Annotated in this window: 13 protein-coding genes; 6 read left to right on the forward strand and 7 right to left on the reverse strand. The window is 63.1% G+C overall.

Annotation, left to right across the window (positions count from 1 at the left end; translation table 11 throughout):
* The first annotated feature begins 81 nt into the window (after window positions 1-81).
* From lpxO to fdx, 4 genes are all read left to right on the forward strand, one after another.
* Window positions 82-981, forward strand: a complete 900-nt coding sequence (lpxO, locus tag CLU94_RS00105) for a lipid A hydroxylase LpxO (RefSeq protein WP_099664101.1) — start codon at window positions 82-84, stop codon at window positions 979-981.
* Between the two features lie 83 nt (window positions 982-1,064).
* Window positions 1,065-1,478, forward strand: a complete 414-nt coding sequence (locus CLU94_RS00110) for a DUF6331 family protein (protein ID WP_099664102.1) — start codon at window positions 1,065-1,067, stop codon at window positions 1,476-1,478.
* Between the two features lie 43 nt (window positions 1,479-1,521).
* Complete coding sequence (locus CLU94_RS00115) at window positions 1,522-2,154, forward strand: carbonic anhydrase (RefSeq protein WP_099664103.1); 633 nt, start codon at window positions 1,522-1,524, stop codon at window positions 2,152-2,154.
* A gap of 89 nt (window positions 2,155-2,243) precedes the next feature.
* The gene (gene fdx, locus CLU94_RS00120) at window positions 2,244-2,576 is read left to right on the forward strand and encodes an ISC system 2Fe-2S type ferredoxin (RefSeq protein WP_099664104.1); all 333 of its coding nucleotides are present in this window, start codon (window positions 2,244-2,246) and stop codon (window positions 2,574-2,576) included.
* Window positions 2,577-2,608: 32 nt separating this feature from the next.
* Here fdx and CLU94_RS00125 read toward each other — a convergent pair whose 3' ends face one another.
* Window positions 2,609-4,657 carry a M13 family metallopeptidase gene (locus CLU94_RS00125; protein WP_099664105.1) on the reverse strand — a complete coding sequence of 683 codons (2,049 nt, stop codon included), beginning with the start codon at window positions 4,655-4,657 and terminating at the stop codon, window positions 2,609-2,611.
* A 241-nt stretch (window positions 4,658-4,898) separates the two neighbouring features.
* Here CLU94_RS00125 and CLU94_RS00130 point away from each other — a divergent pair, with 241 nt between their 5' ends.
* On the forward strand, window positions 4,899-5,135 hold the full coding sequence (locus CLU94_RS00130; RefSeq protein WP_099664106.1) for a DUF7661 family protein: 237 nt from the start codon (window positions 4,899-4,901) through the stop codon (window positions 5,133-5,135).
* A 4-nt stretch (window positions 5,136-5,139) separates the two neighbouring features.
* On the opposite strand, the gene CLU94_RS00135 is transcribed toward CLU94_RS00130, so the two are convergent.
* The 5 genes from CLU94_RS00135 to CLU94_RS00155 form a co-directional block, all read right to left on the reverse strand.
* On the reverse strand, window positions 5,140-5,709 hold the full coding sequence (locus CLU94_RS00135) for a DUF1439 domain-containing protein (protein WP_099664107.1): 570 nt from the start codon (window positions 5,707-5,709) through the stop codon (window positions 5,140-5,142).
* A gap of 206 nt (window positions 5,710-5,915) precedes the next feature.
* On the reverse strand, window positions 5,916-6,827 hold the full coding sequence (locus tag CLU94_RS00140) for a hypothetical protein (protein ID WP_099668095.1): 912 nt from the start codon (window positions 6,825-6,827) through the stop codon (window positions 5,916-5,918).
* A 104-nt stretch (window positions 6,828-6,931) separates the two neighbouring features.
* On the reverse strand, window positions 6,932-8,287 hold the full coding sequence (prsR, locus tag CLU94_RS00145) for a PEP-CTERM-box response regulator transcription factor (protein ID WP_099664108.1): 1,356 nt from the start codon (window positions 8,285-8,287) through the stop codon (window positions 6,932-6,934).
* Window positions 8,288-8,299: 12 nt separating this feature from the next.
* On the reverse strand, window positions 8,300-10,351 hold the full coding sequence (gene prsK, locus CLU94_RS00150) for an XrtA/PEP-CTERM system histidine kinase PrsK (protein ID WP_099664109.1): 2,052 nt from the start codon (window positions 10,349-10,351) through the stop codon (window positions 8,300-8,302).
* The gene (locus CLU94_RS00155; protein WP_099664110.1) at window positions 10,348-11,736 is read right to left on the reverse strand and encodes a TIGR03013 family XrtA/PEP-CTERM system glycosyltransferase; all 1,389 of its coding nucleotides are present in this window, start codon (window positions 11,734-11,736) and stop codon (window positions 10,348-10,350) included. Before CLU94_RS00155 ends, prsK begins: the two co-directional genes overlap by 4 nt.
* Window positions 11,737-11,939: 203 nt before the next feature.
* Between CLU94_RS00155 and nadB the strand changes: the two genes are divergently transcribed.
* Window positions 11,940-13,553: an L-aspartate oxidase gene (gene nadB / locus CLU94_RS00160; protein WP_099664111.1), complete on the forward strand. Its 1,614-nt coding sequence runs from the start codon at window positions 11,940-11,942 to the stop codon at window positions 13,551-13,553.
* 63 nt (window positions 13,554-13,616) lie between these two features.
* Here nadB and CLU94_RS27875 read toward each other — a convergent pair whose 3' ends face one another.
* On the reverse strand, window positions 13,617-13,955 hold the full coding sequence (locus tag CLU94_RS27875) for a hypothetical protein (RefSeq protein ID WP_143451311.1): 339 nt from the start codon (window positions 13,953-13,955) through the stop codon (window positions 13,617-13,619).
* Window positions 13,956-13,976: the final 21 nt, after the last annotated feature.

Below are 13,976 nucleotides of genomic sequence, written 5' to 3' on the forward strand. Positions count from 1 at the left end.
CATCTTTCCTTCACCGTGGCACGGGGTGGCGCCGGCATTAACTGGTTATAATTGCCCCATTCTTTAAAAACGAGGTTGTGTATGAAGTGGGCCTTGCTGGGCATTTTTGTGTTTTCTGTTTTACATATTCATTTTCGTGGCAAGGTGCGCCTGCCGTTCCGCCGCCAGATCTTCGATCACTCCTCGTTCATGGCGCCGCTGAACCTGTTCATGCACACCTTTTCCAAGGTGCCGGCCACGCCCTATTTAGCCGTCGAGCAATTCCCGGAACTGGCGCCGCTGCAGCAGAACTGGCAGATCATCCGCGATGAAGCGCTGCGCATGCAGGAAATGAAAAAGATCAAGGCAGCCGAAAAGAACAATGACGTGGGCTTCAATTCCTTCTTCAAGTATGGCTGGAAGCGTTTCTACCTGAAATGGTATGACGCGAACCACCCGTCGGCGCAGCAGATGTGCCCGCAAACCTATGCGCTGCTGCAATCGATTCCGTCGATCAAGGCCGCCATGTTCGCGGAACTGCCGCAAGGCGGCAAGCTCAACCCGCACCGCGACCCGTTCGCCGGCTCCCTGCGCTACCACCTGGGCTTGCAGACGCCGAACGACGACCGCTGCTTCATCGACGTCGATGGCGAGCGCCACAGCTGGCGCGACGGCCAGGCCGTGATGTTCGATGAAACATATATCCACTGGGCCCGCAACGACGCCGACAGCGACCGCATCATCCTGTTCTGCGACATCGAGCGCCCGATGCGCTACCGCTGGGCGCAAGCGCTGAACCGCTGGCTGGGCCGCACCCTGATGACGGCCGCCGCCTCGCCGAACGAGCTGGGCGACCAGGTGGGCGGCGTGAGCAAGCTGTTCCAGATTTCCTGGACCATGGGCCAGTACCGCCGCCGCTTCAAGGCGTGGAACAAGACGGCGTACCAGGTCACCCGCGTGGCCCTCGTCGTGGGCGTGATCGCGCTGATCTACTTTATCTAGACGCCGGCATCGCCTGTTTGACAAAAACCGCCTTCGGGCGGTTTTTTTTATAATGCGATGCCACTCACCGGGAGAATCTGCAAATGACCGAACGCGACCGCCAGTACGATATCCAGATCGGCGACGATGCATGGATCGAGTTCATCAGCCTTGACGGCCGCTATGACCAGGCCATCGACATCGATGCCCTGCTGGGCGGCCTGTGGCCGCTGATCTGCCGCCTGGAAACCTATTGCGTGGCCGGCTGTTGCGGCATGGATGCCTTCGATTTCACGCCCGAAGGCATCGCTGCGGCGCTGGTAGACCTTGACCGCGCGCAACTGCACGGCGCCTGCGCGCAAGCCCGCAACGCCGTGGCAGCGGCCGCCAGCGACGTCTTCACGAGCAACACGATGAACCACATGGCCGACAAACGCGTGTTCCTGCAATTGCTCGAGCATGTCGAGCGCTGCACGGCGGACCCTGAAACGGGCCGGCCGGCAAGCCAGCCGCGCTGACATAGGCGATAATACGGGTTCACACCACTCTCTTCTTTTATTTATGCGCGACATCATTGCCGGATTTCTACGTTTCCAGAAGGAAGTCTTTCCTGAACGCCGAGAGCTGTTCAAGACATTGGCCACGGGACAGACGCCCAAGGCCCTGTTCATTTCCTGCTCCGACAGCCGGATGGTGCCGGAACTGGTGACGCAGCGCGAGCCTGGCGAACTGTTCGTGATCCGCAACGCGGGCAATATCGTGCCCTCGTTCGGCCCGGAACCGGGCGGCGTGAGCGCGTCCGTCGAATTTGCCGTGGCGGCCCTGAATGTGACGGACATCGTCATTTGCGGCCATTCCGATTGCGGCGCGATGAAAGCCATCGCCACTTGCACCTGCCTCGATCACATGCCGGCAGTCAAGAACTGGCTGCGACACTCTGACGCGGCGCGCATGATCAATGAATCGATCGAGCATGCGACGGAACAGGACCGCATCGACGGCATGGTGCGCGCCAATGTCGTGGCGCAACTCAACAACATCCGCACCCACCCTTCGGTGGCGCTGGGCATCACGCAAAAACGCCTGACCCTGCATGGCTGGGTGTATGACATCGAAAATGGCTCGCTCGATGCGCTCGACGAGTCTACCGGCCAGTTTGTCCCGCTCGCGGAACATCCGGCCTCGAAGCTGTAGGCGCAAGCCATCCCCGTCAGGCGCAACATTGCGCTTGACCTTGTCCAGACGGGAAGGTGCAAGGTAGCGATACTCAAGGAGATTATCGTATGCCAACCATCACCGTATTACCCCATCCCGAGCTGGCCCCCGAAGGCGCCGTGTTTGACGCGCCGCAAAACATGAGCATTTGCGACGCCTTGCTGCTCAACAAGATCGACATGGAACACGCGTGCGGCCAGGTGGGCGCCTGTTCCACCTGCCACGTGGTCGTGGTGCAGGGTTTCGACTCGCTCAATCCACTGGGCGACAATGAAGAAGACATGCTCGACCAGGCCTGGGGCTTGCAGCCCCATTCGCGCCTGTCTTGCCAGGCGCGCATGGCGCAGGAAGACCTGACGCTCGAACTGCCCAGGTACACGCTCAACCACGCCAAGGAATAGTCCCCGGCGCGCTTGCCCAACGCCCTAGCTGACTACCACATGATCACGCGCTGCTCGGGCGGCAGATACATCGGGTCGCCCGGCTTGATGCCGAACGCTTCGTAAAAGCCGGGCTGATTCTTGACCGTGCCCTTGGCGCGGAATTCGCCCGGCGAATGGGGGTCGCTCTTGATCTGGGCGATGGCCGCTTCCGGACGCAATTTCGCGCGCCATTTCTGCGCAAAGCCGATGTACAGGCGCTGTTCGCCCGTCAAGCCATCAATGACGGGCGACGGCTTGCCGCCGAGCGAACGCTGGTACGCCTTGTAGGTGATCGACAGGCCGGAATTGTCGCCGATGTTTTCGCCCAGGGTCAGCTCGCCATTGATGTGGTAGCCAGGCACGGGACTGTAGGCGCCGTACTGCTTGACGAGCCCCGCTGCCAGCGCCTTGAAGGCCGCGCGGTCCTCCGCCGTCCACCAGTTGCGCAGACGTCCCTTGGCGTCGTACTGGCTGCCCGAATCGTCGAAGGCATGGCTGATTTCATGGCCGAAAGTGATGCCGAGCAAGCCGTAATTGACGGCATCTTCCGCCTTCACGTTGAAGAACGGCGGCTGCAAAATGGCGGCCGGGATCGTGATCGCGTTGAGTGCCGGGCTGTAGCTGGCGTTGACGGTTTGCGGCGTCATCGACCATTCGTCGCGGTCCACCGGCTTGCCCAGCTTGGCCAGGTTTTGCTGGCGGCTCCACGCGCGCGCGGCGCGCACGTTGGCGATCAAGTCGTTCGGCTGCGTCTTCATGCTGCCGTAGTCGCGCCAGGTAGCGGGATACGCGATCTTCGGCTTCAGGGCGGCCAGCTTGAGCTGGGCTTCCTTCTTGGTTTCCGGGCCCATCCAGTCCAGCTGCTCAATGCCATCCTTGAACGAGGCGACGAAATTGTCGAACATGGCCATCACGCGGGGCCGGGTTTCCGGCGGCAAATACATTTCCACGTAGCGCTTGCCGACGGCGTCGCTGATGGCGTTATCCGTGAAGCGCAGCGCCAGTTGCCACTGCGGTTCGCTTTGCGGCACGCCGCGCAGCACCGTGCCGTCGAAGGCGAAGCGTTCCTTGACAGTGGCGCTGTCCAGGTAGGAGGCATAGCTTTCGATGATGCGCCAGTTCAGGTAGCTCTTCCACGCTTCCAGCGGCACGGCGGCCACGGTCTCGGCGAAACCGGTCATGAAGCTGGGCTGGCGCACCACGGCCGAGGCGGCTTTCGGCGCCAGGCCGGCAGCCGTAAAGTAGGCGTTCCAGTCGAAGGCCGGCGCCAGCGCCGCGAATTTGTCGAAATCGACGCGGTTGTACGATTTGACGGGGTCGCGCATCTGCACGCGCGTCCACTGCACCGCCGCCAGGCGCGTTTCGAGGTCGAGGATTTGCGCCGCGTGCGCCGCAGCGGCCTTGTCGCCGCTCATGGCCAGCATGGTCTCGACGTGCTTGAGGTATTTGGCGCGCACGGCTTGCAGCTTGGCGTCGTCATCCTTCAAGTAGTAATCGCGGTCAGGCAAGCCCAGGCCGGACTGGCTGATGTTGACAGTGTAGCGCTCGGGGTCTTGCGCATCGGGCGCCACGTAGGCGGAAAACGGCGTGGCAACGCCATTGCCTTGCAGGTAAGCCAGCAGCGCCGGCAAGTCCTTCTTGTCTTTCACGCCAGCCACGCGGGCCAGCTCGGCGCGCAGCGGCTTGAAGCCGGCCGCATTGCGCGCCTTATCGTTCATGAAACTCGTGTACAGGTCGGCGATCTTGTGCGCCTCGCTGCCGGGCTTGCCGGGGTTCTTGACGGTGGCGTCGATCAGGCCGCGCAACTGGCCCTGCGCGATTTCGCGCAATTCGATATACGTGCCCCAGACGGATTTGTCGGCCGGGATGTCCGTATTGCGGGTCCAGACGCCGTTGACGTAGCCGTAGAAGTCGTCCCGCGGGCTGACTGCCGGGTCCAGGGTTTTCAGGTCGATGCCGGAGACGGGTGCGGCGGCGGTAGCGCCTTGCTGGGCGTGCAGCGACGGCGAAGACAAGGCGAACAAGGCGCAGCAGGCGGCGCTGATAAGCGAACGTTTCACGAAGATTCCTTTAATTGTTTTGACTTCATGTTGGGGAACATGCTGTATCCAGGCATGAGAGGTCGGATTATAGTCGGCATGCTTGTGGGGAAACAATGTCGGTTGAACAATCCCGGTGATCCGATGTGCATTGAAGCACGCCTCGCGCCCGCGCCGATGATCAGCAAATGTTACCATCTAGCAATAGCCATACCTGTCGCTCACCACCTTTTTTGCCTGGCTCTTGGACTGGAGAAGTTTGATGCAGGAATGCAGATTCAATATTTTCGGCACGCTGATTGCCGTCCGGGGACATCAAGGAGCATGGCGCGCCTTCTATCTCGGCGCGGAAGGCAAGCGCAGGCCCGCCGATTTCATCATTCCCGACGATATTCAAGGCGATGCGTTATGCGAATACCTGGCGGACCTGTTCCATGAAGAGGCGACGCCGCGCAACAACACGGCCACGCAAATCACCACGCCCGCGTTCCAGGCCTAGCCTTTTATTTCACCGGTTCGAACGTCACCGTCAACCCGTTGCCCGTGGTCCGGATCTGCGTGGGCACGAATTGCACGCCCGCATAGCGCAGCTCGTCGGGCTTGAAGGTGTAGATCGGCGTTTCATGCATGAGCTGGTCGGCCACCAGGCTGGCCACCTTGGCGAACTGGCGCTGCTGCGACTCGTCCATGCCGTCGATGATCACCTTGTCCACGCTCGCCTCGCTCAGGTAGACGGCGTTGCGCTGGGCGTCAAGCACGAGGCGGCCCGACATGGCCAGGCTGCCGCGCCAGCTCTGGCGTATGAATGGCGGCAAGACGCTGGCGTCCACGCTGAGGGCGACTCTTTCGCGCTCGGGCTGCAGCGACAATTGCGGATGCGTCAGCTTGACGTCCAGCACGGACAGCACCCGTTTATCGATGGGAAAGCGGCGCTCCAGGCCTTGCTGCATCTTGCTCAGCGACACATTCACGTCGCGCGGGCCGATCAGGGTGGAGCACGCGGCCAGCGCGCTGCAGGCCAAGGCGGCGATGGCGGCGGTTTTCAGCAAGGGACGAAAGGCGGTCGCATTCATGGATAGTCTCGGTGGAAAGATGGCGCCATCTTACACATGCGCCCGCTTTCACGCAAAAACCGGCGCCCGCCTTGCAGCGGACGCCGGTTTGCATGTGGGCCTTGTCAGCGCACGAACAGGGCGATCAGTATGACGATGGGCAATGGAATGCCCAGCAGCAGCAAGAGGATGGAACGCATGGCAGTCTCCTAAATAGTATCGGTGAATTAAATGGTCACATGGCGCAGCACGCGCTCATGGTCGCGCTGGCGGCCGCCAAACGTTGCAGCCAGGCTGGCCACGAAAGCGCCCAGCAGCAAGGCGACGAACATCCACAGCGCCGTATGGGCGCCGGCCTTGCGGGCCGCCTCGGCCGCTTGCTGTGCCTGCGCCTTGGCATCGGCAGCAGCCTTGGCGGCGCGACCGTAGACGGCGTCGACGCGCGCTTCCGCTTCCGCCTGCGTCAAGCCCGTGCGGCTGGCCACGACCTGGCCCAGGTAGGCGCGGTCATCGACGGCCAGGCTGCCCGTGGACAGGCCGGTGGCGAAGATCTTGCCGATTTCGCCGCGCTGCCCGGCGGATACGCCGCTCGCTTCGCCCGCCCCGGCCGCCGGAGCGGCGCGCAGCAGCATGTCCGAGTAATAATCAAGCGGATTGGCACTGCTGCCCTCGCCCGCCTTGGCGCCGGCCGCCGCTGCGCCCGCCCCTACGGCCGGGCCAACTGCCGCCGCCACGCCGCTGCCCGCATCGATAGCGCCGCTCAGCACGGCCCGCGTGCCGCCGGCCAGCACTGCCACGGTGATCAGGGTGGCCACGGCCCAGGCCAGCAAACCGTGCGCCGTATCGCGGAAATGCACTTCATCCGTGTGGATGGAGCTCCATTTCACGCGCAGGCGGCCCGCCATGTAGCCGCCGATGCCGGACGCGGCCAGTTGCATGAAGGCCAGCCAGGCGATGGTCGACACGCCGATGGCCGTCGCATTGAACGACCACGGCGACACGGACGACAGGCCCAGGCCCACGCCGAGGATCAGCAGGATGAAGGACAAGGCGGCCGCAGCGGCAGCGCCCGCCAGCACGGCGCCCCAGGAGACGCCCGGATTGTTCAAGTCCGAGACGGACAGTTGTGTAGCTTGCATGGAATTCTCCCTGTTGACTTGATTGAGTTGCTGGGCGAAGCATGCCGTGCGGGCGCCGCCCCGTATGTGCGACGCCATACACAATCTTGATATTTAGTTACTGCCTACTTGATGCCGTGATGGCCCATCAGGTCGTACAGGGTGGGCCGGCTCACGCCCAGCAGCTCGGCCGCCTTGGCGATATTGCCGTCGGCCCGCGCCAGCGCGCGCACCATCACCTTGTATTCGGCCCCTTCGCGGGCCTGGCGCAGGTTCAGCGGCTCGTCCGGGGGCGCCGCCCGGGCGCTGGCGGGCAAGCCCAGGTCGTCGGCGGCGATCTGCGGCCCGTCGCACATGATGACGGCCCGCTTGATGCAGTTTTCCACTTCGCGCACATTGCCGGGCCAGCCATAGCTTTCGATCAGCTGCAGCGCGCCCGCGCTGAAATGCAGGTTGCTGCGGCCCTCGCTGGCGCAGAACTTGTTCTTGAAATGTTGCGCCAGCAAGGTGCAATCTCCGGCCCGCTCGCGCAAGGGCGGAATGCGCAAGACGATTTCGCTGAGGCGGTAAAACAGGTCTTCGCGGAAGCGTCCCTGTTCCGCCAGCACTTTCAGGTCCTGGTGCGTGGCGCACACGATGCGCACGTCGACGGCGATCTCGGCGCGGCCGCCTACCCTTTCGATGACCCGCTCCTGCAAAAAGCGCAGCAATTTCGCCTGCAGCGGCATCGGCATGTCGCCGATTTCATCGAGAAAGAAGGTGCCGCCGTGGGCCAGTTCGATCTTGCCCAGGGTTTGCCGAGCCGCGCCCGTGAACGCGCCCCGCTCATAGCCGAACAGCTCGCTTTCCAGCAGGTTTTCCGGGATGGCCGCGCAATTGATGGCAACGAAACGCTGCGCATGGCGGCTCGACAGCGCATGCAGTCCCCGCGCGATCAGCTCCTTGCCGCTGCCCGAATCGCCCAGCAGCATCACGCTGGCCGACGAGGGCGCCACTTTTTCCACGTTGCGGCACAGTTTCAGCATGCCGGGATCGCGGCTGACGATGCCGGCCAGGGGAGAATCGGCCTGCGTCTGCAGCATGCGGCGGTTTTCCTGCTGCATCGCGTGCAGGTAAAACGCGCGCGCGATGACCAGGCCCAGCATGTCGGCCTCGAACGGTTTCTGGTGGAAATCGTAGGCGCCCAGCGCGATGGCCTTCAAGGCATGCGCGCGCTCCTGGTTGCCCGAGAGGATGATGACTTTCGTGTCCGGCGCCAGCGCGAGGATTTGCTGCAGGGTAGCCAAGCCTTCCGTGGCGCCGTCCGGGTCGGGCGGCAAGCCCAGGTCCATCGTCACCACGGCCGGCTGGTGGCGCCGCACGAGCGCCAGCGCCGCCTCGCGCTCGCCCGCCAGCAAGACGTCGTAACCGTCAAAGCTCCAGTGCAACTGCTTTTGCAGGCCGGGATCGTCTTCGATGACCAGCAGTTTCTGTTTGCCCATGGCACTCCTTTGCTATGCCGCATGCAGCGGCAGGATCACGCGAAACGTCGTGCCCACTTGCGGCTCGCTGCGCACTTCCAGGCTGCCGCCCACTTCGCGCAGGTATTCGCGGCTTTCGAACACGCCGATGCCCATGCCCGCCGTCTTGGTCGTGTCGAACGGTGTAAATAGACGTTCGCGGATGAATTGTTCGCTCATGCCCTGCCCCGTATCGTCGAGCTCGACGACGGCCGTATGCTGCACGCGCCGCAAGCGCACGGCCACCTTGCCATCGCTGGCCGTGGCCTCGATGGCGTTCTGGATCAAATGGCCCAGCACCCGCTCCAGCCGTGCGCGGTTGGCCAGCACCGTCAGTTCGCCGTCGACGATTTCCAGGCACGGGGCCGGCGCCAGGCTGGCCTTGGCCGCCACGGCCTGGCGCAGCAAGCCGTCCAGCAGCAGCGGCGCCGGTGCTTCCGGCGCTTCGCCGCGCGCCAGTTTCTGCAGCAGGGTCTTCATTTTCTGCACGGAATGGTCCAAAGTGCCCAGCATGTCTTCCTGGAAGGCGGGATTGGCGCGGTGCTTTTCCGCATTGCTCAGTAGCAGCGACAGCTGGAACACCAAGTTCTTGAGATCGTGCACGATGAAGGTGGACATGCGGTTGAACGAATCGAACTGGCGCGCCACCGTCAGGGTGGCGAGCGATTCGCGGTGCGCCAGGTAGCTGGCGGCCTGGCTGCCGGCAATTTTCAGCACGTCGCGGATTTCCCAGTTCAGGCCGATGCGCGTGCGGGGCCGCGCCAGCGCGACAAAGGCGAACAGCTGGCCGTGCAGCATCAAGGGCACCAGCAGCCACACGTCGGGCAGCGCCAGCAGCGCGGGCGGCAACGGCAAGCCGCCGTACTGGTCCGGATTCTGCACCCAGTCGGGCACGTCGATCACCCATTGTCTTGCTTCCAGGAACTGGCACAGGGGGCCGGACGCCGGCTCGCTCCACGTGCCCGGCGGCCAGTTCCAGCTGGCGGCCGGCGCGAACCGGTCCTGCTCGCGCAAGATCCACAGCGCGCCGGCGCGGCTTTCCACCAGCTGCGCCATGGCCTGTATCGTGCGTTCGCCCAGGTCCGGCCCGTCTTCGGACAGCGCGCGCGTAAATCGCAGCCACTCCTCGCGGTAATCGAAGATGGCATTGTAGAAATGCTTGTTGATCGTCACCTTCAGCTTGGCGCGCAAGCTGCCGGAAAACAGCACGCCCGCCAGCAACAAGGCCGCGCCGCCCAGGTATGCCATTTGCATCAAGGAGCCCCAGGTGCCGCCGAAGTAGCGCAAATAGTAGGCGCTGGCCGCCATGGCCAGCAAATAGATGGCCGAGCCCAGCAAGGCGGCCGAGCGGTACAGCATCTGGCGCGACACGGACAAGCCCAGCGCCCAGCCGGGATTGCGCGCGGCCGAGACAGCCAGCAGCGGCGCGCACAGGGCGTCGACGATGCCGCGCGCGGCCCAGATGTCGTCGTTGACCGCGCGAAACAGCAAGGCGTCGCTGTACAGATAGAAATCGTAGGCGAACAGGCCACCCACGCCCAGGCACGCAAACTTGATGCCCCAGCGTTTCAAGGGCGGCGTATTGCGGTACCACTGTTCCACCAGTAACATGCCCAGCACGGCCAGCAGCAAACGGCAGACACTGGCGATGAATCGCGCCGGCAAAGGCAGCGCCAGCCAGGACGAGGCCATGGACAGCAGCCAGGGCGCCAGCGCCGTGAGGACGATGCCGGCCAGCACCAGGCGCAAACGGGACCGCGCCGGTTCGATCAGCAGCAGCAAGAACACCAGCCAGGCCAGGGTGCGCAGCAGTTCCAGCGCATCGCCGGCCAGCGCCACGCGCTGTCCCAGCAGTACCAGCACGACCGTGCCCGTCGCCCAGCCGCCCGTCGCCAGGCAGGCCACCAGCAAGGCGCGCACGTTTTGCCGCGCGCGCCAGTTGCTGATAAGCAGCAGCGCCAGCACGAAGAAGGCCAGCGACGCCAGGCCATGGCTGAGGGCCGCCGCATCGGCCGCCGCCAGCCAGTCCGACTGCGCCCGCATCATCGGCTGCCCTTGCCAAACAGCACCACCTGCACCGTGTCGAGCAAGATCAGCAAGTCGAGGAACAGGCTATTGTTTTTCACATAATACAGATCGTATTGCAGTTTTTTGACGGCATCGTCGACGGAGGCGCCATATTGATAGCGCACTTGCGCCAGGCCCGTGATGCCCGGCTTGATGCTATGACGAATGTTGTAGTACGGCACCTGCTGCTTCAATTGTTCGACAAAGTAGGCGCGCTCGGGCCGCGGTCCCACGAAACTCATCTCGCCGCGAAACACATTGAGCATCTGCGGCAGCTCGTCGATGCGCAGCTTGCGGATCAGCTTGCCCACGCGCGTGATGCGCGCATCGTTGTCCAGCGCCCAGATGGGCTTGCCATCGCGCTCCGCATCGCAGCGCATGCTGCGAAATTTCAGCACATTGAAGGGCAAGCCGTCGCGTCCCACCCGCTCTTGCTGGTAAAACACGGGGCCGCCGTCTTCCAGGCGGATGCACAAGGCCGTCGCCAGCATCATGGGCAGCGCCGCCAGGCAAATGACGCCGCTGGCGGCCAGGTCGAACAACCGCTTCGAGGCGGCGCGGAAAAAACTCTGGTCGAAGCCGCCGCCATAGATCAGATAGCTCGGTTGCAAGGAATCGATGCGGATCTGGCACGCTTCGCGCTCGAAGAACGTGGCCGCGTCGATCACTTTCACGCCGCCCAGCGCGCATTCCAGTAGTTGCTTGGCAGGAAACGCACCATTGCGCCGGTCGCTGACGGAAACGACGATTTCATGCGCCGCATGGCGCTGGGCCATGGCCAGCAGCGACGGTTCCGCCGGCAGCAAGGCCGAGGCCGGCACGCAGCATTGCTCGCCAGCCACGTCGATGCAGCCGACGACGGTAAACTGGTGGAAACCGATCTTGCTCGCCGCCAAGTCCATGCATTCGCGCGCCAGCGCCCCGCCGCCCACCAGGATCAGCCGTCCCTCCATCAGCGCCGATTGCGAGGATTTGAACACCACCAGGCGCGCCAGCAGCACGCCGATGGCGCCCAGGCCGAAGATCAGCACGCTGCCGCGCCCGAAATGCAAGGAAGGAATAAAGCGGATCAAGACGCTGAGCACGGCAAAACCCAGCGCGAACGACGGCAGGATGCGCAGCAAGGTGTTGCGGATGTCTTCGCGCGAGCGGTGCTGGTACATGCCCAGCGCGCTCATGCTGAAAACGATGACCAGGGCAAAGATCGAGGACGACAAATACACCTCGCTCGCCCGCACGAGGCGGCTGCCATCCGCCAGCCACAGCAGCGACGTCAGGGTGGCCGACAGCAGCAGGATCAGGATTTCCAGCAACAGCAAGATAAACGCTGTTTTCGAGACGTAATGGCTGAAGATGCGGATCATGGGGCCTCCTGCGGCAAAGGCAACACGCCGCGCACAAGGCGGCCTGCTGCTCTCCTGCCATCATGGCGAACTGTTCCACGAGGACATTGATACGCCACAAGCTACGGCCCCAGCTATCTTTCACTGGCAGAATTTATCTCAACACATTACCGATTGATGTGAAATGGACTATAGTATGCTTCCCCTGAAAAAAGATAAATGTCATGAAATTTGATGTAGCGATTGTCGGCAGTGGCCTGGCGGGTTTATCGGTTGCACTGCATTTAGCTGAGACGCGCACCGTCGCGATCATTTCCAAACGCGCGCTGCTCGATGGCGCCAGCAACTGGGCGCAAGGCGGGATCGCGGCCGTGCTGGACTCGGGCGACAGCCACCAGCAGCACATCGAAGACACCCTGATCGCGGGCGGCGGCCTGTGCGACGAGAGCGCCACGCGCTACATCGTCGAGCACGGCCGCGAAGCCATCGAATGGCTGATCGAGCAAGGCGTGCCGTTTACGCGCGACGCCACGGCCGAACTGGGTTTCCACCTGACCCGCGAAGGCGGCCACAGCCAGCGCCGCATCATCCACGCGGCCGACGCCACCGGGCACGCCGTGCAAGTCACGCTGGAAGAAAAGGTGCGCGCCCACCCGAACATCAGTCTGTTCGAACACCATTGCGCGATCGACCTGATCACTTCCGACAAGCTGGGCATGAAGCCCGCCCAGCGCAACGCGCAACCGCATTGCCACGGCCTGTACGTACAGGATGAGCAAACGGGGAAAGTCCTCACCTTTGCCGCCGAGCACACCGTGCTGGCGACGGGCGGCGCCGGCAAGGTGTATTTATATACCACCAACCCGGACACGGCCAGCGGCGACGGCATCGCCATGGCCTGGCGCGCCGGCTGCCGCGTGTCGAACATGGAATTCATCCAGTTCCACCCCACGTGCCTGTACCACCCGTATGCGAAATCCTTCCTGATCACCGAAGCCATCCGTGGCGAAGGGGGCTTGCTGAAACTGCCGCCCGAAGCGGGCGCGGCGGCTGGCACCCGCTTCATGCTGGCGCACGATGAGCGGGCCGAACTGGCGCCGCGCGACGTGGTGGCGCGCGCCATCGACTTCGAGATCAAGAAACGGGGTCTCGATTACGTGCACCTGGACATCAGCCACAAGCCGGCCGAATTCCTCATCGAACACTTCCCCACCATCTATGCGCGCTGCCTGGAACTGGGCATCGACATCACCAAGCAGCCTATCCCCATCGTGCCCGCCGCCCACTACACGTGCGGCGGCGTCGTGACGGACCTGTCCGGCCGCGCCGACTTGCCGGGCCTGTACGCCGTGGGCGAGACGGCGTGCACGGGCTTGCATGGCGCGAACCGCCTGGCGTCGAATTCCTTGCTGGAATGCATCGTCATCGGCCGCGCCTGCGCGCAAGATATCGAAAGCAAGGAAAAGCTGGGCACGCCATACCTGCCCGACTGGGATGAAAGCCGCGTCACGGATGCGGATGAGGAAGTGGTGATTTCGCACAATTGGGACGAGCTGCGCCGCTTCATGTGGAATTACGTGGGCATCGTGCGCACGACCAAGCGCCTGGAACGGGCCCAGCACCGCATCGCCCTGCTGAAGGAAGAAATCGACGAGTACTACCGCAACTTCCGCATCACCCACGATTTGCTGGAATTGCGCAACCTCGTCGACGTGGCCTCGATGATCGTCAACAGCGCCCTGTCCCGCCGCGAAAGCCGCGGCCTGCACTTCAGCCGCGATTATCCGGAAACGTTACCGAAGGCCATCGCCAGCGTGCTGACGCCGCCGCACCGGTAAACTGTTCGTGATTGGGGAGATGCCTCACTGGCATACTCCCTGGCGGCTCATCAGACCGCTCTTTTATTTTTGCGTTCCCCACACAGACGGCTGTGGCAATGGCTGCGTTGGTTGAAACGATGGTAGAGGTTGCAGTGGTTGAATCTCCTGGCGTGGCGCTGGCTTTGCCTGAGGCTGATATCCGTAAGAGCTATCTGCTTGATTTGGAACAGTTCCAGCCTTCCCCGTGTAGGGATTGACATTGCCCTGTGTGCTGTAGTTATTCGAAATGGTGCTGTCAGGTGCGGTTCTTTGATGCGGTGCCACGTAAGTTCCATCTTTTTTCGTGTACCCATTTACATGCACTTGGGCATTGGCAATGCTGGTGAACAACACCATTGATATCGCTAAGTATTTGATCATTTACTTCTTTCAGGTTCCGGC

It is taken from the genome of Janthinobacterium sp. 13 (assembly GCF_002749695.1).
Lineage (GTDB): Bacteria > Pseudomonadota > Gammaproteobacteria > Burkholderiales > Burkholderiaceae_D > Janthinobacterium > Janthinobacterium kumbetense.